This is a genomic window from Segetibacter sp. 3557_3 (assembly GCF_004354985.1).
Taxonomy (GTDB): Bacteria; Bacteroidota; Bacteroidia; order Chitinophagales; family Chitinophagaceae; genus Segetibacter.
Genome location: NZ_SMSK01000001.1, coordinates 1,141,732 through 1,164,703 on the forward strand (window position 1 = coordinate 1,141,732; position 22,972 = coordinate 1,164,703).

21 protein-coding genes and 1 pseudogene are annotated in these 22,972 nt (G+C 46.3%); 2 read left to right on the forward strand and 20 right to left on the reverse strand.

Annotation, left to right across the window (positions count from 1 at the left end):
• Positions 1-259 precede the first annotated feature (259 nt).
• On the reverse strand, positions 260-3,403 hold the full coding sequence (locus EXU57_RS04100) for a DUF6298 domain-containing protein (RefSeq protein WP_207955377.1): 3,144 nt from the start codon (positions 3,401-3,403) through the stop codon (positions 260-262).
• 729 nt (positions 3,404-4,132) lie between these two features.
• The gene (locus EXU57_RS04105; RefSeq protein WP_207955378.1) at positions 4,133-5,662 is read right to left on the reverse strand and encodes a family 43 glycosylhydrolase; all 1,530 of its coding nucleotides are present in this window, start codon (positions 5,660-5,662) and stop codon (positions 4,133-4,135) included.
• 430 nt (positions 5,663-6,092) lie between these two features.
• Here EXU57_RS04105 and EXU57_RS04110 point away from each other — a divergent pair, with 430 nt between their 5' ends.
• Together EXU57_RS04110 and EXU57_RS04115 are read left to right on the forward strand one after the other, a co-directional pair.
• Complete coding sequence (locus EXU57_RS04110) at positions 6,093-6,278, forward strand: hypothetical protein (protein ID WP_133266872.1); 186 nt, start codon at positions 6,093-6,095, stop codon at positions 6,276-6,278.
• A 122-nt stretch (positions 6,279-6,400) separates the two neighbouring features.
• Complete coding sequence (locus EXU57_RS04115; RefSeq protein ID WP_133266873.1) at positions 6,401-7,795, forward strand: ATP-binding protein; 1,395 nt, start codon at positions 6,401-6,403, stop codon at positions 7,793-7,795.
• A 56-nt stretch (positions 7,796-7,851) separates the two neighbouring features.
• Here the strand turns inward: EXU57_RS04115 and EXU57_RS04120 are convergent, their stop codons facing one another.
• From EXU57_RS04120 to EXU57_RS04200, 18 genes and pseudogenes are all read right to left on the reverse strand, one after another.
• Positions 7,852-8,247: a hypothetical protein gene (locus tag EXU57_RS04120; RefSeq protein ID WP_133266874.1), complete on the reverse strand. Its 396-nt coding sequence runs from the start codon at positions 8,245-8,247 to the stop codon at positions 7,852-7,854.
• 61 nt (positions 8,248-8,308) lie between these two features.
• A complete protein-coding gene (locus EXU57_RS04125; protein WP_207955379.1) occupies positions 8,309-9,718 on the reverse strand; it encodes an NADH-quinone oxidoreductase subunit N in 1,410 nt (469 codons plus the stop codon).
• 77 nt (positions 9,719-9,795) lie between these two features.
• Positions 9,796-11,268, reverse strand: a complete 1,473-nt coding sequence (locus EXU57_RS04130; protein ID WP_133266875.1) for a NuoM family protein — start codon at positions 11,266-11,268, stop codon at positions 9,796-9,798.
• Positions 11,269-11,374: 106 nt separating this feature from the next.
• Complete coding sequence (gene nuoL / locus EXU57_RS04135; protein ID WP_133266876.1) at positions 11,375-13,318, reverse strand: NADH-quinone oxidoreductase subunit L; 1,944 nt, start codon at positions 13,316-13,318, stop codon at positions 11,375-11,377.
• Between the two features lie 3 nt (positions 13,319-13,321).
• Entirely contained in the window at positions 13,322-13,636 is a 315-nt protein-coding gene (gene nuoK / locus EXU57_RS04140; protein WP_133266877.1) for an NADH-quinone oxidoreductase subunit NuoK, read from the reverse strand.
• Position 13,637: 1 nt separating this feature from the next.
• Entirely contained in the window at positions 13,638-14,249 is a 612-nt protein-coding gene (locus tag EXU57_RS04145; RefSeq protein ID WP_133266878.1) for an NADH-quinone oxidoreductase subunit J, read from the reverse strand.
• Positions 14,250-14,303: 54 nt separating this feature from the next.
• A complete protein-coding gene (locus EXU57_RS04150) occupies positions 14,304-14,780 on the reverse strand; it encodes a 4Fe-4S binding protein (protein WP_133266879.1) in 477 nt (158 codons plus the stop codon).
• A gap of 110 nt (positions 14,781-14,890) precedes the next feature.
• Positions 14,891-15,967 carry an NADH-quinone oxidoreductase subunit NuoH gene (nuoH, locus tag EXU57_RS04155; RefSeq protein WP_133266880.1) on the reverse strand — a complete coding sequence of 359 codons (1,077 nt, stop codon included), beginning with the start codon at positions 15,965-15,967 and terminating at the stop codon, positions 14,891-14,893.
• 640 nt (positions 15,968-16,607) lie between these two features.
• On the reverse strand, positions 16,608-17,753 hold the full coding sequence (locus EXU57_RS04160; protein ID WP_133266881.1) for an NADH-quinone oxidoreductase subunit D: 1,146 nt from the start codon (positions 17,751-17,753) through the stop codon (positions 16,608-16,610).
• A 624-nt stretch (positions 17,754-18,377) separates the two neighbouring features.
• Entirely contained in the window at positions 18,378-18,827 is a 450-nt protein-coding gene (locus tag EXU57_RS04165; protein ID WP_133266882.1) for an NADH-quinone oxidoreductase subunit C, read from the reverse strand.
• Positions 18,817-19,374, reverse strand: coding sequence for an NADH-quinone oxidoreductase subunit B (locus EXU57_RS04170; RefSeq protein WP_133266883.1), 558 nt, complete (start codon positions 19,372-19,374; stop codon positions 18,817-18,819). The genes EXU57_RS04165 and EXU57_RS04170 overlap by 11 nt, the downstream gene beginning before the upstream one ends.
• Entirely contained in the window at positions 19,365-19,715 is a 351-nt protein-coding gene (locus EXU57_RS04175; RefSeq protein WP_133266884.1) for an NADH-quinone oxidoreductase subunit A, read from the reverse strand. The genes EXU57_RS04170 and EXU57_RS04175 overlap by 10 nt, the downstream gene beginning before the upstream one ends.
• 283 nt (positions 19,716-19,998) lie before the next feature.
• Complete coding sequence (locus EXU57_RS04180; protein WP_133266885.1) at positions 19,999-20,433, reverse strand: response regulator; 435 nt, start codon at positions 20,431-20,433, stop codon at positions 19,999-20,001.
• A gap of 85 nt (positions 20,434-20,518) precedes the next feature.
• Positions 20,519-20,818 carry a hypothetical protein gene (locus EXU57_RS04185; RefSeq protein ID WP_133266886.1) on the reverse strand — a complete coding sequence of 100 codons (300 nt, stop codon included), beginning with the start codon at positions 20,816-20,818 and terminating at the stop codon, positions 20,519-20,521.
• 31 nt (positions 20,819-20,849) lie between these two features.
• The gene (locus EXU57_RS24975) at positions 20,850-21,020 is read right to left on the reverse strand and encodes a hypothetical protein (RefSeq protein ID WP_165958024.1); all 171 of its coding nucleotides are present in this window, start codon (positions 21,018-21,020) and stop codon (positions 20,850-20,852) included.
• 27 nt (positions 21,021-21,047) lie between these two features.
• Positions 21,048-21,269, reverse strand: a complete 222-nt coding sequence (locus EXU57_RS04190; protein ID WP_243745493.1) for a sensor histidine kinase — start codon at positions 21,267-21,269, stop codon at positions 21,048-21,050.
• Between the two features lie 10 nt (positions 21,270-21,279).
• Positions 21,280-21,944, reverse strand: a pseudogene (locus EXU57_RS04195) (chemotaxis protein CheB).
• Between the two features lie 362 nt (positions 21,945-22,306).
• A complete protein-coding gene (locus EXU57_RS04200; protein ID WP_133266888.1) occupies positions 22,307-22,672 on the reverse strand; it encodes a hypothetical protein in 366 nt (121 codons plus the stop codon).
• Positions 22,673-22,972: the final 300 nt, after the last annotated feature.

The window sequence follows — 22,972 nt, forward strand, 5'->3', positions numbered from 1 at the left end:
TGCAGGTGACAACACCTGCATCCGGCGGCATATCTTTGTTTCAGGTGACAACACCTGAAACGGCCATTGAGAGTTGCAGGTGACAACAGATGCAACGGCGGCAGGTGACAACACCAGCATCCGGCAATTGAGAGTGACAACACCTGCAAGGACAGCCTGTCTTTGTTCCAGGTGACAACACTTGAAATGGCGACCACTCATAACTCTAAATTCATAATTCTAAATTCATAATTCTACACTCATAACTCTACACTCTTACTCACCGCCCTTTTCTTAACCATGCCACCCACGCCCCTTTAAACGGCGGCTGCACTGCACTTATCCTTCCGCCAACAATCTTTTTATTGGTGCGAACAACTTCGCCCGTACCGGGATTGATCCAGTTTAGCGCATAGGTTGACTTATTACCACTAAGATCAATGGTATTGCCACCTAAACTAAATACCACGTAACCAAGGCCTGGTTTGCCCAACAAATATTGTATGCTGTCCTGGTTTGCCCTAACCACCGGAAGCATGCTCGCCGCCTCGGTAAAAAACCGGGCATCTTTAATATCGGGAAGGGTTGCGAGCGATCCACCGCCGATAAAGATCGCCCAGTTGGTAAACGGGGCACCGCCGCGCGAATACACAATCGCCTTTTGCGGGTACTGGTTTTTAAACGCTGCTACAGCACGGTAGATCTGCCCAAAAGAGGTTTCTCCTACGTCCATGATGCGTGCATACTGCCGCTCTGCAAGGCTCTGCCCACCCTTTGGTGCATAAGCGCTACTGTCTTTCCGGTATTGCCATTGTATCACATCTATAGCGTCTACAAGGTGAGACCTTTTCGGGTCAGCAAGAATAACATCCTGCACGTCTTTCGTGCCGGAGAGCAGTACCATTACAGGGTGATTCTCGCGCTCCCATTCGCCAACCACATCGAGCCAGAACTGCAGAAAGTGTGCAGGGCCGGTATATTCATGCCCGGGATGGTGCATGATGTTCGTGTTGCCTTTAAATTCATCCAAACTCTTCCGGATGTATAACCGGTGTAGTTGCCTGCGCACAGGATGGCTCGTATCGTAAAACTCGTCGGCCATAAACACGCGCTTATCACCTGCATAAGGGGTGTTCTCTGCAAACCCGGTATTGTTGATGTTGTTCGCTGTTCGCCAGGGGTAATCGGCCCAGTGAGCACCTTCTTCTATAATGTTGTGCTGGAGGTAGTGTTCCTGGATAAACAACAGGCCCTTCTGATCTGCGAGATTTGCAAATTGCTTCAGGCGTAACCAATACCAACTGTTCCATTTCGTCAGGTCGTACTTGCTGAGGCGATCAAATGCTTCGCCCTGTCCACTGCGACTAAAAGGCTGCTCATAAAACGGCGCCCAAACGTCTGCGTCTGCCCTCCGTGTACGCGCATGATCGTCGCGCCTGCGCTCGTACCAGAGAGCGGGAAAATTTTGCATGGCAACAACCCGGTTTCGCTGCATCTCACTAACCACCGTATCCAGGTTGTCGGTTAAACCCTTACCTACCCTGCCGGGCACAAAACGCACGAGATTTGTCGCTGCCCTGCTCAACTCGCCGGGGCGGGTGGTGCCACGCCAAAGTGAGGTCCGCCCTTTACGCCCCGTTAATACCTGGCCGCCACGCACAATCCAGCCATTTTGAAGGGAGATCGGCAATGCCTTCGAATCATCACCGGCTGCCTTCCCTGCGGTTACATTGCCCATTGTTTTTGCCTGCGACATGTCCGATCCGACGGGGTATTTCCGGATCATCGAATCGATCCAGCTTTCCATGACGAGGTCAGGGAATTTGGATCGCTCGCTTACCCTGGCTGCAGTTTCGGGCTGTAATGCCGTGCTCCTGTCCGACTCGTAAACAAGTATCTTGTCCTGTTCCGGGCTCCGTTTACCAGTTCGGGCTTCCAGCTGCGCGTAAAAAATACTTTCGGGCTTTAAAAAGCTTCTTGGCATTTCGTGGCGCCCGTTGCCATATCCCTGCGCCCAACTGCCATAGGCCCAGTTTTGTGCCCCTGGTGGTGCATCCAAATGAAGCTGGGCCGCCCTGGTTTGCCAGCTTAAAGAATTAGCGGTGCTCCATCCCCCACCCTGCCCGTCAACATCGCGGTAAGCAAGTTCCAGGTTGCCGCCATCAATTGTTAGCTTGTCAAACAATACGCCTGTCGACCATCCCCCAATCGCACCGCTGAAATGGTGCGGCAAATAAGCGTAACACTGTACAAAGGCATTTGGACCTGCCGCCGTAAAACCGACAGAAAAATCGTGGTAACCGTATTCCGCATAACAGCGCTGAAACAACACCTGCTGACCAAGGGTATGAAACGAATAGCGCCGGTGGTTGCCGATCTCTCCCACGGGCGCCAACGATTTGCAATCTTCAACCGTTACCCGGCTTGCACTTTCCCACACGGCTACTGCTGAGCTCACAAAATGTTCCGCCACTACCCTGCGCACCCATGCATCACGTACATTGTCCATCGTTATGGCCATCCAGCGATGGTTTTCGTCTTTCTTGTTTGTAGAATCATACGTTGAGATACAACGCAGGTTTTCCACCCCAACATTTCCGATCCGTCCGTTCCACGTATACCTGGCTACCGTGCCGCCACCATATGTGGGGTCCAGCGAATTGGTAAGCGGCACATCAATCGTAATGGATTGTGGGTCAACCCCGGCTACCGTGCGATACCATTTTTGGTCAAAGTCCCCGGCATCCCATTTAGTGAGTTGATAGTCTACGTAAATGCCAATTTTATCAGCACCTATTTTAGCGATCCATTCTTTAGTCGACGGCCGGGTAACCATAATCTGGTCGCCAGGTTTAAAGCCGTGTGCTGTTTTAAAGTTGAGCTTTGTCGTGTTTACCGGGTAATAGGCGTCATCAACAGCAATCGCCTTTTCAGTTGCGAGGTCATCTTTACCGGTTATCCTGATAGGTGTTTCCCGGTCGGCCCCGGTGGCGACCAGCACGGTTTCATCCGGGCCAGACCCACTGCCGCGCAATACCACACCAGAGGCGCTGATGGTCAAACTGCCGCCAATGAGGTACCTGCCTTTTTCTAATAGCACGGCACCACGAAAGCCCCGGGCATCTATCGGCAACAAAGCTACCTGGTCAATGGCCGCTTGTATACGCGCCGTAGCATCAGTCCCCATTGCCGGAACGATCACCTTAACCGCAACATCCGGAATCGAAGTTTCCGAAAGCATATAGCCACAATACGAATAGTCCGGAACACGGTCGCCATTGGCTTCCGTTTTGTACGACAGCTTGCCGTCAACACCGATCCGGATGGCGTTGTCTGCAGGAACTGGCTGTTGCGTCCAGGCAAACACCGGTAAAAAAATTAGCAGGAACAAAGAAATGCAGGAGGGCTTGCAACTGGTATTCATATTGGTTAATGCATTGAACTTACGATGTACCCACACGATTTTTATGGGCCGGGCAAAGTGCTACAATTTAGCATCGTTGCGTCGCACTCTTGTACATTTTGTTCAATATTCAGCCAACTCCACCTCACATTACAGTTGCCGGGTATAACCTTTGATCTGTGGCTTGCACTTGCCCCGTTGTTGTTCGCTGATTAGTGCCCGGAATTGTTGCGCGATAAGCTAACCGGTCTGAGTCATAGGATGGGCATAAGAAATGGTATCTTGTTTGTATCTACTCATCTAGTCATTAATACCTGTTTATGGAAACAAATAGAAGACTGCCTTCAGGTAACCTATGGATTTATCTGCTGCTCGCACTCATAATTATAGGAGCAATTGTGGCGTACAGATGGCTTACGACAACAAGATAGGTTGCATATTGTACGCTTTCATGCCGTATTAACTATACCCAAATAAGGAAAAACAATAGACCTGTTTTCGGAACGCTCCGCTGGTTTACCGCCTCGTTGCAAGGCGATTATGAAATCTATAATGTGATTCTAACGTAGCGGAACATGTTGGCAGGTTAACTTTACACCACTTTTTTCATATTACTGTTTTTTCCGCCTGTAATCAACAGGCGGTTTTTTTTTTACCCATAATGGGTGGCAATTTCAATTGGCTGTTAGTGCACTTAAATATTATTGTACCTGGGCACACCTGGCGGTGAGTACTGCGTGCCACATACCGCTACTCCAGTTTCCGGTATATAAAATTGTCAAACTGAACCACACCTTCTCCAAAGGCAAACAAGCCCGCACGAAGACTCATAAATCCACCAAAAATGTTGTGGTTAAAGCCGGTTGCATCAATGGTACGTTCTACCCGGTTCCATTGCCTGCCATCGTTACTATAGTAGAAGCTAACTTCATTTTCGTCGTTTAAAATCCTAAGGTAGCCATGACTACCCAGGTGGTTTTTGACACTGATTTTGCGGTTCTGCTGGTTAAAAACCACAAATTGACCGGAGTCTACCCCGATGCGCATGTTACCCTGGTTGTTGTAGAACAGGGTGAGCCCTGCAGTGGCATTTGGCGGAATCGTATATTCAACACTGATCTCGTACTTGCGGTCAGCTGCATTTACCAGTAGGGGCGGACTGTTTTCAAATGAGTTGCCCCTTGCCTGCAACTCAAGCTTACCATCTTTTATAGCAACCCGGTCAGCCGGAACCTGTTTAAATGATTGCCATTGTAAGCCCAGCGCTGGCGTGGAGAAGTCGTCGGATAAGATGTCGGTAAATGCGGCAGATGCTCCCATTGGTTTACGAATAGGATTGCCACTCTGTATGCCTCCTGGTATCCGAAACCAGTTGTCTTTTGTCCATTCTACGGGTAACATCAGGGTTTGACGGCCGAGTGTTTGAAAATGCTTTTCGTAACTATGATAGAGCATCCACCAATTTCCTTTTACATCGTCAACCAGGGATCCATGTCCCTGGCTCCACCAGCGCTCGCTCCTGTTCTCTGTATGTACTATTGGGTTGTACGGGGAATTTTCCCAGGGTCCGAAGGGCGAACGGGAACGACCAGACACCACCATATGCGAAGTTGCCGGACCAGCCGTTCCGCCTTCGGCAACTGTTTGGTAAAACCAGCCATCCTTTACTGTAGACTTTGGAGACTCGAGGCAGAAACATTCGGTACTCCAGCTCTTTGGAAACTGCCAGCCTTTATACCCCGGCTTAGGCGCACCAACTGTTGATAGCCCATCTGCTGAAAGCTGGATGATAAACCCGTTTGAAAGGTATAAGTATCGTGTTCCATCCTTATCCACTACATGCCCGGGATCAATAAAACCAGTAAGTTTCAAATCCACAGGAGCAGACCATGGCCCCGCCGCATTTTTAGCCGTTACCACCCAGTTGGTTTTGTTTGCAGGAAAATAAATGTAATACAGACCATTATGTTTGATGATATCAGGTGCCCAAACCGATCCGACATTTTTGGTAAGCGCATAAGCGATCCGTTTCCAATGAATCAGATCAGTAGAATGCCAGATTAACAAACCAGGATAGTATTCAAAGGACGAATGCGTCATATAATAATCTTTGCCGTCGCGCACGATTGAGGGATCGGGGTAGTCGCCGCCTAAAACAGGGTTCAGGTAAAACTCACCCGATACACTTGCTTTATTCTTCTGCTGTGCCGCCATCGTTGTGGGAACCAATAATATAAGTAAAGAAAGCCGGAAAATAAACGTACTGCAGATCTTGTTCATGCCGGAAATTAAGGCATTCAGGTTATATTAAAGTGGCCTGAAACATAGCAAGACGACAGCCACACGAACGGGTGCTCCCCAAAGAACAAATTGTACAAGCGAGCGTGGCAACGATGTCGCCATGAAAACAAATGCCGGTCACCAAAAAACCAGCTTATGAAATATTCGCAAACTGTTGTAATGCACGGGCATAAATGACACCAGTTGTTAAAATTTCTCCACGTTCCGAAACGTACGTTGCCTGTAACATCCCAAACCCATTGCAGCCATTTTGTGCTTACATACCAGCACAATTGACCAGGCTCAGCAACAACGAAAAGCAGGACTCACTTTTGTTTTTTTATAACATGATTTTCGATTGCAGTGGCTTCTAATTTGATCAGGTTTATACATGACCACTTTTTAATATATAAACTTTAAAGGGTTAAGGATGGCAGAGCCAAATGCGCGTGAAGCGCAACGACATCAATTAAATTTAGAGCTGCAACACATTGAACAACAATTGCGGGATTGCCCGGTGATGCAGTTCAGCGACTTACGCTGTAAGCTAAAACAGGTAAACGAAAAGCTTCGAACGCTGGATCAACTGGACAGAAACATGCAGGATAAGGGATAGGGGTTTGGTTTTGTTGATGACTCAGAAAAAATTAGCTGAAAATCATGCTGTATTATCAGCTAGGGGGTAAAATCGATTATGGAAAAGGGATACCAGCGTTTTTGATTTAGACGAAGCTAGAAGTGGAGCACGCCATTGGCGTAACTACTATCGACATCAGGCATTATAATATGATTTTACTACGGGTGGATATTGTGTGCATGGTATTGTACATTGCAGCAAAGTTTCAGGTGATCATGGATTTGGATCAAAGCGCAACAAACCTACCCCCGGATGTACTATTGATGCAGAAAGTATCTATTACTGCAACAATTCTTGATGTAGTTTGCCGAACAACAGGAATGGGTTTTGCGGCTATCGCGAAAGTTACAGAAGATCGCTGGATCACCTGTAGTGTGCTTGACCGCATTAACTTCGGGCTACGCCCCGGGGATGAACTAAAGGTGGAATCTACCATATGCCATGAGATCAGGCAGAGTTGCCAGGCAGTAGTAATTGAGCAGGTGGATGATGACAATGTTTATGCCCGGCACCATACTCCCAAACTATATGGCTTTCAAAGCTATATTTCTGTTCCCGTTTTCAAGCGAAACGGCAGTTTTTTTGGAACCCTCTGCGCCATCGATCCGAAACCTGCCCGGATTAATACCCCGGAAATCCTGGGGATGTTTAACCTGTTTGCAGATTTAATCAGCTTTCACCTCGATGCGGCGGAACAACTTGAAGAAAGCCAATCTGCGCTTACCCGCGAACGGCAAGAGCGTACAGATGTACTCGAGGAGAAGAATGCCGAACTTGAAAAGATGAACCTTGAGTTAGAGTCGTTCGCGCATGTTGCAAGCCACGACCTGCAGGAGCCGCTACGCAAGATCGAAACTTTCTCCAACTTCATCCTGGAACGCGATTACGATAATCTTTCGGGCAGCGGCAAACAATATTTCGACCGTTTAATAAGGTCGGTAAAACGGATGCAAACCTTGATTAAAGACCTGATCATGTATACCCAGGTGAAGGTGCACGATAAGGTTTTCGAGAAAATTGCCCTGGGTAACATTGTTGAAGAGGTAACGCAAAATTTTGCCGAAGAACTGCATTCGAAACAGGGAAAAATTGAAGCTTCGAAACTGTGCCTTGCTTCGGTGATCCCTTTCCAGTTCAACCAACTGTTACAAAATATCATTGGCAACTCAATAAAATTTTCAAGACCCGACGTAAGCCCTGTTATCACCATTACAAGTTGTATTGAGGTGGGCAATACCACACTGAGCGAACGGCTTTCCAACGATAAACAATATTGCCACATAACCATCTGCGACAATGGTATTGGTTTTGATCCCAAACACAGCCAAAAAATTTTTGAAGTATTCCAGCGATTGAATGGGCGGCATGAATACGATGGCACAGGTATCGGTCTATCGATTGTAAAGAAAATTGTAGATAACCACAACGGGTTTATTACCGCGAGCAGCGAGCCTGATCATGGCGCGCGTTTCGACATTTATATTCCACAACATTAGCCCCCAGGTACAACCTGCAAGAGATGATTGTAACAGAGTCGTATGCTCCTTACAACTTACCTCTGCTGTTCAATTGAATCTTTATAATCAAAATAAGGCACCTCATCATTTGGCGTTGCTTCTTTCTGCTGCCAGTACGAAAGCGTTACCACCTGTCCGCCACTTGTTTTGAGCAACCTGCCGAAAATCGCATTTATGGGGTTGAAGGTAACGTCGGTTACGGCAACAGTAAAAGCTGGCGGTGCCTCCACTTGCAGTAAAGGAACCTCGGTGCCCGGCTTTGCAACAGCCGCGGCCTTAGGCGCAGGGCTTGGTTCCACTACAACGGTATACTTGTTTAGCCGGAGCACATGGGCCAAAAAATCGGCCCTCTGCTGACTGACATTCTTCTCAACTATTGCGCACCTGGTTCCACCCAATTCCTCTACTTCATGATTTTTGTTGATTGCCATGTTGCGGTTTTAGAAAGGTTGTTAGAGGCTTAGCCTGGTGAGATGTTGCCAGGTTAAATGCCTACAAACCCGTGCTTAAAGCGTGAATGTAGTTGTAAATAAAACGAATGAAGCCAACTGTCAACACCCCAACCGTACAGGTATACAAGGCAATCCGCGGGAGCAGCGGAATACGGAGTGTTTCAATGGGCTTAGGATTTTCGTCCATGAATATCGCCCTGACCACCCGGAGATAATAGTAAAAAGAAATGATCATATTCAATGCAGCTATGGTGATAAAGAGGAAATTTCCCTTGCCTGCACCCGCAAATAACAGGAAGAATTTCCCGAAAAACCCGGCAGTGGGTGGCACCCCCGCGAGCGAAAATAAAGCTATGGTAAGGATCCAGGAAAGCAACGGGTTCGTTTTGTAAAAGCCCTTGTAATCGGTAATATTTTCTTTGCCGGTGAGCCCACTTACCAACGCGATTACGCCGAATGCCGCCAGGTTGGAAAAAACATAGATGAGAACGAAATAGACCACCGATGCTGTTCCGAATTGCGAACTACCGCTAATGCCAACCAGGATAAAGCCAACCTGGGCAATGGAAGAGAAGGCCAGGAATCGTTTAAAATTGTTTTGCCTGATCGCAAACAGGTTACCCGTGATAATGGTGAGCAAGGAAAGTATAAACAGCATGTTGTACCAGGCGGCTGCTAACGGTTTAAATACCGTGTACAGCACAGAAATAAAAACAAATAAAACTGCTCCCTTTGAAACCACCGACAAAAAAGAAGTTACCGCCACAGGTGCGCCTTCGTAAACATCGGCTGTCCACATGTGAAAAGGGGCAACTGAAATCTTGAATGCAAAGCCAGCCAGCAAGAGAATAAATGCAAAGATCTGGAGCGGATCATTGGTCAGCAGTGGTGGTATCTGCGAAAAGGTGAGGCTGCCAGTTGTACCATAGATCATCGATATTCCAAACAACAATAGTGACGAAGAGAACGCCGATGAGAAGATCAACTTCAAAGCGGCTTCAGAGGACTGTCGTTTCACCAGGTCGAAATTTGCGGCAGCAGCCAGTGGTATGGTCGACAGCTCGAGGCCAAGATAGAACATCAGCAAGTTGCCTGCAGAGATCATAAAAAACATACCCAGCATCGTTGAAAGCAAAAGCACGTAAAACTCAGGAACGTGTTTATGTGTTTTTAACCAAACGGAGGACTGCATCGAAATGATGAGCATGGCAAGGCTCAGGATATTTTTTTCAAGCACCATAAGCTCGTTGGTGCGAAACATCTCATTGAAAAGCATTCCTTGCTTGCTACCGATAAAGCCAGCCACAAGGTTGATCAACAATAAAACATTGACGATGCTGATATAGCTTTCGTTTGACCGTTCGCGGCCAAGTTTCAGGAAGAGGATGAAGAAAATCATTGCGACCAGCATCAATTCCTGTTTCATCAACAAAAGCACATCAACCCACATAAGGACAGTCTTTTAAGAGTTCAGGTATCAGTCATTCCGGATATTGCTGATGAAAGCACTCGACCGGCAATCTGGGATCACTTACTAAAGCCAATAACCCGGTTCATGATGACCTCGGTACCGGGTGATATCAGCTGGTTAATTAAGAACGGGGCAAGACCAATCAACAATATTCCTGCAATCAGAAGAGCTGCCGCAAGCCTTTCATTCCACTTTGCATCAACCAGGTTTTCATAGGTACTGCTCATCGGACCCATGATGGTTTTACCCGTTGCGCGTAAAATGTAAACCGCTGTAACAACAATAGATGCACACGCAAGTATGGTTGCCAACCGGTACCATTTATCGGGGTTTTGCCATGCCCCCATAAACACGGTCATTTCTGCTACAAAGCCGCTTAAACCCGGCAGCCCAAGCGAACATAAACCTGCGATCACAAATACGGTTGAAATAAAGGGTGTAACCTTTAACAGTCCGCCGAGTTGCGCCAGCATTCTCGTATGGGTGCGGCTATAGATCATGCCGATTGCAGCGAAAAACAGCGCCGTCATCAAACCATGCGATACCATTTGCAATACAGCTCCATTGATGGAAGTTTTGGTAAGCATACCGATACCTAGCAAAACAAATCCACAATGACTTACTGATGAATAAGCGTTGATGTATTTAAGGTCGGTTTGCATCATGGTAGCGAAGGCGCCGTAAATGATCGCAATGGTTGCAAGTAAGATGATCACCCATGACCAGGCATGTGCAGCATCGGGCATGAGGAACGTTGCAACCCGCAGGCAGCCATAGCCACCCAACTTCATTGAAATGCCTGCGAGAAACATCGATGCAGCAGTCGGCGCCGAAGCATGGCCATCAGGCACCCAGGTGTGAAAAGGAAAGAGCGCCGTAAAAACGCCAAATCCTAAAAACGCAAATGGGAAAAAGATTAACTGCACATCCCGGGCAATCGGATTTGCCGCAATCGCAAGAAGGTCAAACGTTCCCGTGTTGAAGTATATACCGGCAAGGCCGACAAACACAAGTGCTGAGCCGCCCATTAGCATTAATGCAAGTTTCATGGCGCTGTATTCTTTTTTGCCACTTCCCCATATGCCGATCAGCAAGAACTTTGGGATAACCGCAATTTCCAAAAAGAAAAACAGGGTAAACAGGTCAAGCGAAATAAAGAATCCATAAGCACCAAGACTAAGCAGCATGAGCAAAAAGAAAAATTCTTTACTCAGTGTTTCGGTTGCCCAGGAAACAAGGACTCCCGCCAAGACAATACAAGCTGTTAATAATATCATGACCATCGATATTCCATCTACACCCACATGGTAGTTTATGGAAAGTGGTTCAAACCAGCTACAAGCGTATTGAAAAGCCATCCCCTTAACTGCTATGTCCTCTTGTACAAACAGCAATAGCAGGTATACAACATACCCTGCCTGCAGTGCGGCACCCGACAAAGCGATGTTGCGCACCTGTTTAAGACCCTTGCAAAAAAGAATTGCAAGCGCAGTAAGCAAAGGGAATATGATCAGCAGGGATAAAAGCATGGAAGATGAAGTTTGAATACTGGGCTGATACTACTATATCGGTCCGCCCGATAGTTGGTGATATCGGGCAGGGTGTTACAACCTTGGGTTGATCCTGATCCTGGTGCTACTTCCATAAGTAGATAAATATGATTGCAAGACCGGCGATACCTCCAAAAAAATAAAGCGTATAGTGTTGAAGTCGTCCCGACTGAACCCAACGTATCGCGTTTGAGGTGGAGGCGGTGATGTATGCTAAGCCGTTTATGCAACCATCTACCACATTTCTATCGAACCATGCTGCAGGTCTCCCGGCAAATGGGAATATGATCTTCTTTGTAACAAATAAGTAGAGTTCGTCGACGTAAAACTTCTTGCTTGCAGCTTTATACACCAGGCCAAGACCTGCAGCAATGTTTGCAGCCCTGCCATCTCCGTGTTTAAACAGCTCTGCTGCAACAAGTATCGCAATTATTGAGAGCAGCACCGGCGGAACAGAAAACAGGGGATTAAAATGGGTTTCCAAGGGTCTTCCATCTGCGGTAACAAATTTTGAAAACGGCACCAAGCCCGCGGCAATGGTGCAAAGCGCCAATATCACGAGCGGAAGTTGCATGGTTAAGCTTCCCTCCTGTTGATGTGCCGTTGCCGGCTGTTTTGCATGTGTCGGGAAAGGTTGACTCCAGAAGATAGAAAAGTAAAGCCTGAACATATAGAACGCAGTAACCGCGGCGGTGAACAACCCGATCCCGTACACAAACAGGTTTTCGTTCCATGCCGTTAGCAAAATTTCCTCTTTGCTGAAAAACCCCGCAAATGGTGGTATTCCTGCAATTGCCAGGCAGGCTATTAAAAAGCAGGCATGCGTTACCGGCATCAGCTTTCGAAGGCCACCCATGTCGCGCATTTCGTTGCTGTGTACATAATGTATAACCGCTCCTGCGCAAAGAAACAGCAGCGATTTAAAAAAGGCGTGGGTAAACAGGTGAAACATGGAGGCCATGTAGCCCAGTCCATCTTCGCCGGACGTTTTTGAAAGTCCCTGCGAAAACATCATAAAGCCAATCTGCGACATGGTTGAATAAGCCAACACCCTTTTGATATCGGTTTGGGTACAGGCGATAATGGCTGCTATAAGGGCTGAGGCTACACCCACCCAGGTCACCAGACTTAATACGGCGGAGTTCATTGAAAAAATAGGGAACAGCCGGGCAACGAGGTAAACCCCGGCAACTACCATGGTTGCAGCGTGGATCAGTGCCGATACCGGGGTAGGTCCCTCCATTGCGTCGGGTAGCCAAACATGCAGGGGAAACATGGCCGACTTACCCGCCCCGCCGATGAACACGAGCGTTAGCGCCCAGGTCAGTACAGATATGCCAAAAAAGGAGGCTGCTGTAATAGCAATAAACTCCGGGGATGCCGTATTGGTTAATCGTTCTACGAGGGTTGCAATGTCGAGACTGCCACCATAGAAGCCAAGGATCAGGATGCCAATAAGAAATCCGAAATCCGCAAACCGGGTTACGATAAACGCTTTTTTTGAGGCGGCTACTGCCGACGCTTTTTGGAAGTAAAAGCCGATCAGGAGGTACGACGAAACACCAACCAGCTCCCAAAACATATATACCTGGAAGATGTTAACCGAAAGTACCAGGCCCAGCATGGAAAAGGTAAAAAGAGAAAGGAATGCATAATAGGTGGTAAATCGTTCTTCACCTTTCATGTACCCCAGGCTAAACAGGTGCACCATTAGTGCAATAAAGGTTACCACAACAATCATCATAACCGAAATGGGGTCAAGCATGATCCCCATGTCTATGGAGAGCCCCGGCGAAAATTGGAGCCAGGTATGTTTAAAAGCAGAAATGGGTTCATATACTCCGTTAACGTGGTTGGCACCAAAGAAGTATTGGAAGGCAGTTAGAAAAGAGAGTAACGTAGCCGCGAGCAAACCAGCTGTGCCGATCATCCCCGACGAACGGCCAAGGTATCGGCCGAACAATCCCAGCAATAGAAAAGTAACCAACGGAATTAGTGGTACCAGGATGACGTAAGTATAGCCTGCCATTAGTTAGAATTTAAGTTCGGCTGCAGATTCGATGTCGATTGATTTATGACTCCGGTAAAGGTTGATGATGATGGCAATTGCAACAGCGGCCTCAGCGGCAGCGATCGTAATGATGAATATGGTAAAGAATACACCATCCAGTTTACCGGGATATAAGTATTTATTGAAAGCAATGAAATTGATGTTTACACTATTCAGCAACAGTTCTAATGCCATTAGCATAGTAATCATATTGCGGCGGGTAAACAGTCCGTACATACCAATAAAGAACAGGGCAGTACTTACAAAAAGGACATGGCTAAGTGGAACATCATACATATTAAACCTCCTCGCTTATTAGATCCGGTTCAACTACTCCGGGTGTGATCAACCGGGTTCCCGGTACATCCTGCGCAAACAGCATATCGGCCCCGGCGTTTTTGTTTGAAGGCGGCTTCATAGCAATTACAATACAACCTATCATCGCGGAAAGCAAAAGCATGCTCACCACTTCAAAGGGCAGGATATAGCCATTGTTGGTGGTGCTAAGCATTTGCGTACCAATTTCCGCCACCGAAACATTGAATGCTTCCCCCGTTGGCGCAGCAAAGCCATGACCATAAACCAGGTTGTACGTAAAGGCAAACCCAAACAAAGTGGCGAGTAAAGCAAACACCGTTCGCCTCATTATTGGTTTTGGGAGTTCTTTGCCGGACTCCTGGGTAAGGAAAATGGAAAAAATGATGAGGACGACAATGCCACCGACATAAACGACAATTTGAACAGCAGCAATAAATTCAACCTGCATCCAAAAGTATAAACCCGCAATGCCCACCAAACAAAGTAAAAGCCAGATAGCGGATCGAAAAATCCGTTGGGACGTTACGGCAAGAATACCTGAGCCCAATATAACGGTAGAAATGGCATAGAATAAAACCTGTGATGCAGTCATCTAAACTGGTTTATGTTCACAATACGTATTCATTCAGGCGACCAGGTAACCGGGTTATTCTATTCCCTCCCTGATTTTGGAGCCCGGAAGATTCAATTTTTTGGTTAGCATACTGCGGTCGTAAACGCTGTGCTCAAACTTCTGTCCCATTTTGATGGCATCAGTAGGACAAGCCTCAACACAAAGGCCACACATGGTGCAAAGTTCAAGGTGATAAACAAACGTGTCCAGGGCTTTCTTTTTTTTGCCCTCTGGTGTTATGTCGAATTTCGTGACAATTTTAATGGTGGCATTAGGACAGGCAAGTTCACATGCGGTACAGCCGGTGCAGGCATGCTCCCTATTCTCGTCATGTGGCATGATCACTTCACCCCGAAACCGATCTGCCATTACCAGGGTGTCCCTGTTATCAGGATACTGCTCCGTGATGATTTCTTTCGGATGAACAAAGTAATAGCCCGTACGTTTCATCCCGGTTAACAGTGACTTTGTGGCCCTGAAAATATCAACAATATAGTCTTTTAAAAACATGGCTAAGCGTATATTAGGTTCCTGATTGGTCGTCGCAGCGATCCCTTTTCTCCAACCGTTCAGCGGTTCGGTGTTATGTTGGTGAACAGCAGTGTAGCATTGGCAGTACGTTAGAAATGCCATTCAAAAATTGCAACTACAGTAGCCAACAGCAGGTTAAATAAACTGATGGGTAGTAAATACTTCCACTCCAGGCTCAGCAATTGGTCCACCCGTAATCTCGGGAAGGTCCACCTGAACCACATCATCAGGAAAATCAATAAAAAAGTTTTTACAAAAAACCAGACTGATGATGGAATATAATCCATGACATGGTTAAAGCCCTCCCAGCTGCCGATGTGCAAGGGCATCCACCCACCAAGAAAGAGTGTTGCACCAATCGCGCAAACGATAAAGATATTGATGTACTCTGCGAGGAAAAACAGGGCGAACTTCATTCCTGAATATTCTGTGTGAAAACCTGCAGTAAGCTCCGACTCCGCCTCCGCAAGGTCAAAAGGTGCGCGGTTTGTTTCGGCAGTTGCAGCGATCATAAAGATTACAAAAGCGATCACTACAGGGATGTGCCCCTTGAAAAGCCACCATCCGTTTTGCTGCGCATTGATGATGTCGCCGATTTGCAAACTACCTGTGAGTACTACAATAGTAAGAATAGACAGCCCTGCTGAAAGTTCGTAACTCACAATTTGCGCCCCGCTGCGCATGGCGCCAAGTAGCGAATATTTGTTGTTGCTTGCCCAACCGGCCATTAATATACCAATAACAGAAAGCGAGGATATTGCAGTGATATATAAAACCCCGATATTAATGTCCCATACCTGGAAGCCTCTCGCAAAAGCGATCGGTGCAAGCAAGAGCATGGCTACAATCATCACCACAAAAGGGGCGAGGTTAAACAACAATTTGTCCGCGCCATCGGGGGTTAGTCCCTCTTTTAAGATCAGCTTAAGCGTGTCGGCAGAGGTTTGAAAAATGCCCATTGGTCCTACCCTGTTTGGACCCAGCCGTATTTGCATGTGTGCGGCTACTTTTCTTTCCATCCATACCAGTACAAGTCCGAGTACTGCGAAGAGCGTTATGGCAAGCAACATTACAATAGCACATTCGATTACCAATACCCAGGTGCCGGTAAAATTCCGGACCAGCCAGGTTTGTATCGAATTGGTTATACCTTGTAAACTAAACAAAAAGGAAAATTAAAAAGTCAAAAGTCAAAATTAAAAATGCAAAATTAAAAACTCGTTTGTTCTCAATATTAAACCTGGTCTCCGATTGACATCCCGCAAGAAAAAAGGGCGAGTTGCAAATAATTCAAAATTAAAAATGCAGAATGTAAAATTTGGTTTTTGCTCTTCAGTAAACCTGGTCTCCGATTGACATCCCGGAAGGAAAGGGGGCGAGTTGCAAATAATTCAAATTAAAAATGCAAAATGTGGTTTATGCTCTTCAGTAAACCTGAGCCCCAATCAATACCCCGGCAAACACCAGTTGAATTGCACTGATAAATTCAAAATTAATAACTTGGTTTATGCTCTTCAGTAAACCTGAGCCCCGATCAACACTACGCCAAACACCAGTTGAATTGCATTATGCGGTACAAGTGAGTGACACAACCGGAGTCGAATTATTATCCTCAGCCGGTCCCAAAAAAACTCCCCAAAAAACCCCATTGTTTTAAATTGTCCAAAATTATCAATTCTTAACCTTACACTCACAATTCAAAATTCTGCACTCATAACTTACCTCCCATTCAACATTTAACATACAACATAATCAACTCATAACTCTAAACTCATAATTCTGCATTCATTATTCATAATTCTGCATTCACCTATCAATATCCGGGATGACCAGGTCCAAAGTTCCCATTGTAGCCATCAGGTCGCCGATCTTACTGCCGCGTACCATATGGTTCAAAGCGGACAGGTTTGAAAATCCGGGTGACCTGAACTTGATCCGGTAAGGTGTTGTTCCGCCTTCACTAACAATATACACCCCCAGTTCACCCCGCGCAGTTTCCACCCTTGTATAAAACTCTCCTTTGGGCAGTTTCAGTACCGCTTTTGTTTTTGCCTGGTAGTCACCGGGCGGAATATTGTCGATCAATTGTTCAATGATGCGGATCGACTGCTTCATTTCTTTTACCCGAACGAGGTAGCGGCTAAAACAATCACCGCCAGTTTCAATGATTTCGTCAAACTGCAGTTGGCTATAAATCTCATAGGGATAGATCTTCCTGATATCGCAGTGCACCCCGCTGCCACGACCAACAGGACCGGTACAGCCATAGGAAATCGCGTCTTCACAGGAGAGGTAACCTACACCTTTCATCCTGCTCTGGAAGATGATGTTACCCGTAACGAGTTCATCAACTTCGTCGATGTTGGACTTAAACAGTTTTATAAAGTCTTTTACCTTCTGCTGAAACGTCGGGTGGATATCGGCCATCACGCCGCCGGGCACCATATAATTCATGGTCAGCCGTGCACCACACGTTTGCTCCATTATTTCGTTGATCGTTTCCCGCTCGCGAAAAGCATAAAAAAAGGGCGTAAATGCACCAAGATCCATTGCCATTGCACCCCACCAGAGTTCGTGCGAGGCGATACGCGTAAGTTCATCCATGATTACCCTGATGTATTGTGCCCGCTCAGGAATGGCGATCTGCAAACCTTTTTCAACCGTCATCGCACATGCGTGATTATTGATGTGTGCAGAGAGGTAATCCATCCTGCTGGTCACATAAATAAACTGTCGGTAACTCAGGCTTTCGCACATTTTTTCAATCGACCGGTGAATATAGCCCAGGTGAGGTTCCACATGTTTGACCGTTTCGCCTTCAAGCGTAATCACCAGGTGCAACACCCCATGCGTTGCCGGGTGCTGCGGACCGATATTGATCACCAGCTCACCTTCACTACCGTCAGGAGTTAATAACCTTTCATCTTTTAATATTTCGGTTTGGCTATACAACGGGAAAATTCAAAATTAAAAATGCAAAATGTAAAATGGGTTCACGATATGCTTACCAACTCAATTTAAAAACGAGATCCGGATGCACGCCAACTAAAATGTATTCAAAGAAGCGCTCAAGATAATAGCACGACCAACACCCAGTCTCTTTTCCAACCATTTACAATTTGGCTTTCCTAAATACCTTAATACCCTATACCACAATACCCAATACCTGATTAAATATTTCTCTGCGTGACCTCTGCCGCTCCCCTTCTCTGCGGTTCCGCATTTGGCTCTCCTTAATACCCTATACCATAATACCCATTACCTCCTTTCCTATTAGCCAAATTGGCTCTCCTTAATACCCAATACCACAATACCCATTACCTAATCAAATATTTCTCTGCGTGACCTCTGCCTCTCCCCTTCTCTGCGGTTCCGCATTTGGCTTTCCTAAATACCCTACTACAATACACATTACCTAATCAAATATTTCTCTGCGTGACCTCTGCCTCTCCCCTTCTCTGCGGTTCTGTAAATTAACTCTCCTTAATACACAATACCATAATACCCAATACCTCCTTTCCTATCACCCAAATTGGCTTTCCTTGATCCCCTATACCATAATACCCAATACCCAACCTACAAACGTATCATGTTCACCGGGTCCTCGAAATCTTTGCGCAAGGGAAAACCTTCAAAATCATCGGTCAATATTAATCTACGCAAATCAGGGTGACCAATAAACTGAACTCCAAACAGTTCGTACACCTCGCGCTCATGAAATTCAGCAGTTCTCCATATATCAGATACTGTAGCAATTTGCGCATTGTCACGTACCAGGTTTGCCTTAATCACAATTGTAAACCGATGTAACGTTGACGAAAGGTGGTACACCATCGTCATATGGGTTTTCCAATCGATGCAGGTGACACAAAAAAGGTAATCGAATTCATGTTTCTTCCGTAGGAGCAGGGCGATGTCTTTCCAAGCACTGGCATCAACCAATATGTTGATCCATTCACCTGTTTCGTCGAAGCTCACGGCAGGCTCAATTCCAGATAAGATTGCTTTTACTTCTTCATTGGTCATGGACAGATGTTTGCGCTTTTATCTGCTCCCTGGTAAGCCCGCTTTTTATCTTTTCCTGCAAAGCAATCAAGGCATGTAAAAGGGCTTCAGGCCGGGGCGGACAACCCGGGATATAAACGTCGACAGGGATGATGTGATCAGCTCCTTTGACCACCGAATAGGTGTTGTAGAAAAAGGGTCCCCCACTGATTGCACATGCCCCCATTGCTATTACGTATTTAGGGTCGGCCATCTGGTCGTACAATCGTTTTAACACAGGTGCCATTTTGTTTACGATGGTACCTGCGATGATGATAACATCAGCCTGTCGCGGGGTTGCCCTTGCAACCTCGAAACCAAACCTCGAAAAATCATATTTAGCCGAAGCAACACTCATCATTTCGATACCGCAACAGCTGGTTGCAAATGTGAGTGGCCATAAAGAATTGGAGCGTGCCCAATTGATGATGTCCTGGAAAGTGGAGGCAATTATTCCACCGCCCTGGGTAGGAATCACCTGCCCGGGAAAGGCATTGTTCGTGTCCTGTATTTCTTTTCTTACATCCATTTAAGGGCTCCTTTTTTATGCGCATATAAAAAGCCCATAAACAATATAAAAATGAAAATGAGGATTTCGATCAGCGCGGCAATACCGATCTTTTTAACCACTACTGCCCACGGGTACATGAAAATAAGTTCAACATCGAAGATGAGAAATAAAAGGGCGAAAAGATAGTAGCCCACATTGAACTGGTGCCAGGGTGATGTTTTAACGGGGATACCGCATTCATAGGGCTGCCCTTTTTGCTTGTTGATGCTACCCTTATTAAATAGCCTGCCCAACAGGATTCCCCCGGCAGAAAAGACAATTGCAGCAATCGTTAAAACTATCAACGAGATGGGACCCATACGAGACAGTATTGTAAGGATCCAATATGAATCCTGATGAAATTTACGACTAAATCTTATTTCACCTAAGAATACTTACAAATAATTCGCTTTTACTTTCACGGCTTTGCGAGCCTCAAAGCTGCTATAGTATCGGGTCACGTACACCAGCGGGGAGCAAGCTTATATGCAACTGGTTGTTGTCGCCCCGGGATGCTTTCAGTCGTCAGAACGACAAATCCGCCCTTCGGAACTCCCGCAAAGTTTTTCTCAATCCCGATGGGGTACACGGAGAGACAGAAGGTTACAGCTGTTTCTGAACAACAAACATCTCTTTGAATTTAAGGTTCTCCCTGGGAAGGCCAATGCGGAAGAAAATCTTTCTAACCTGGGTAACCAGGTCTTTGTAAGAAGGTGGTTTAACAAGGTAAAGGGTACATCCATGTTTATAACAGCAATCTATGTCTTCTACATCCAATGAAGTTGAATAGATAATGACCGGTGTACACTTCAGCTTTTTCTGCTGCCGCAATGCAACCAGACAGTGAATACCATTCTTTTTTGGAATATTTAAATCAAGGAATATCAGGTCCGGCTCTGCATGATCATCTAACGACTGCAAGAATAACTGTCCATCTTTTGAATGAATGATATTGATTTTAGGCAGAACTGTTTCGATGGCTTCTTTTAGCAATAAGAAGTCTTCTTTATCGTCTTCTGCTATTGCGATGTTTATCATTAATACTGGTTTATTTACGTCTAAAGCGCTTTAAATAACTATCGAATACCGGGTACAAACACCGGGAATGCTTTAACAGCCATCCTCATTGATCCCGGGATACGAGGGTTGCCGCCTGGTCACCGGAAACATCCCGGCCACCACCAGCCTGAGGCAAAATCACGAAGGAAGATCGATCATTTTTGTTAGAAAAATGTCCATCCTTCCAACTTTGCATCACCAAACTTAAAAGTGCTTTTAAGGTGTTGAAATTGTCTGGTTTTGGAAAAGAACCTGCTGCGCCAAGCTCCCGTGCTCTTTCAACATCTTCAGGGTGAGAAGATGTGGAATACATCATCACCGGAATAAGTGGTAGCGGTGATGGGCCTTTAGGAAAGTAAGGCATTGCCAGCCCGTCTTACCTGGCATATTAATGTCTAAAAAATAAATTCAGGTAAATCAATTTCATCATTACCCAGTTGCCGCAGGGCTTTCGTACAATCTTTATATACAACACAATTTGTTTCCGGCGCAACGTCTTGCAACGCCTCACAAAATAATTCGGCATCGTCCGAATCATCGTCCAATAGTAAAATATTCTTCAGCATGATCAAGCTCTTTTGTCCATTACAGACTTACGATAAAGGCAGTACTATCCTGAACTGAGCCCCTTTACCAGGCTCACCGGTCGCCGATATAGCGCCGCCATGCCGTTCAACAATTTTCTTACACAACGCTAAACCCAGTCCCGTACCTTCATATTCGTCTGCCGGATTTAGCCTTGTAAATGTTTCGAAAATGGTTTGTGCATATTCGGGCTCAAAACCGATGCCATTGTCGGAGACTAAAATTGCCACAAATCCGGGTTCAACAGCGCGCCTGCTGCTGCTGTTCGGGAGCGTTTTTTGGTTCAACCGTAAGCTGGACCGTGCCAATGTTGTTTCGATAAGTTAGAATGGCACTGGGGATTTCGGCAACGGGCAGTACTTCATCAACGAGTTCTGTGGCGATTGCATTTCGCGGCATTTCATTATACTCTGCTTCACGGGGATTTTGTACAAAGACTACCCCTCCCAGTTCTTTCACGCGTTTGAGCCCCATAGAACCATTGGCGCCGGTGCCGGATAAAACGACAGAAACCGCCCGGGGACCGTAAGCTTCCGCCAGGCTCCGAAAAAAATGTCTACAGGGGCGCGTCTTTCTTCTGCCCGCACGTTTTCAGTAGGCACAATAAAGCCATCCTGTAATACAAGGTGTTGGTTTGGTGGCACCACATAAACATTGTCGGTCTCGAGTTTTACTTTGCCTGTTATTTGTTGAACCCCGATTGTCGTGGTAGCCTGGAGTACCTCCGCCAGTTTGCTGTCGTAGTCGGGAGGAAGATGCAGGATAACAACATAGCCAAGCCTTGAATCGGTAGGAACATGCTGAAAAAATTCTTTAAGCGCCTGTATGCCCCCCGCTGAAGCTCCTATACATACGAAAAGGAACCCAGCCGGCTGTTCATCTAAAAACGACTCGATTTTGTCCATTACACTTTCTGTTTGTGACGCTTTAAAACCTTATTACTGTTACCTCAGCTATCCGGCAAAACAATTGTGCTTTGTAATACCCGAAACCAGGTTTAATTCAATGAGGTGTCCGCTACGCAATCCCTTGCCGTGAAATCTGCTTATCCAACGACCGTCATCTTCGCAAACCGGCTGGTTCCCTTGTTTTCACCTCCGGACAACAGGAAAACCAGGAGGTTTGTTGCTGTTGCAGTTCTATATGTGGGAAGAGTTTTCCGACGCCATGAAAAGATTCAGATGAACGGAATGCGACGCAACAACTGGTGCACAAATAACAAATGCCCGTAGCCAAAAAATTCACTTCAAGTTTGCTTTCGCAAGCTTCACCAGGTCTCGTTAGCCTGTTCACTAATGCTGTCTTTTGTTAGTTGTTCATGGTTGGTAACGATATCGCGTACCGGGTTTGCGCGATGGGTGGCGTCGGCCGCTTTTTTGAAGTACATGGCTGCAAGTTTTGGCTCATTTTTTTCCGCGTAATGGTCCCCCAGGTTATTAAATAACAAGACGCTTTCTTCTACACCACGAATTGCCCCCCACAGGGTATCTTCAATATTCTCTGTAATGGAAGTGAGCAGGCTTTCGGCAGAATAAGCGTGCCCGGTATGGCACCTGTACCTGATCATGTTTCCTTCTTTGAGTATGTGAGCCGGGGTATTTTTATGAAATAAGGTAAAATAATTGTTGGTCAAGCTGCCAGTTTTTAAAAACCGGCATGAAAAGTTGTTCCTGTGACAACCGTTACGTAACCGCCAGGTTTAGCTTTCGGCAACTGTTCAGGTCGACTGAAGCAATGAAAATTAAGCTAAGTCGACCAGCTCTGTACAAACGGGATTGCGGAATATTCAGGAGGCTGAAGACCAGGTGAGGGAACTTTTTTTGTACTGAGCTTCTGTGCTAATATCCGGCAGCCGTTGCGACGCTCCGTTTTAACAGGATAACCCTGTTCAACAACGGCATTGCACGCCCCAAAAGCATTGCGTATATTAAAG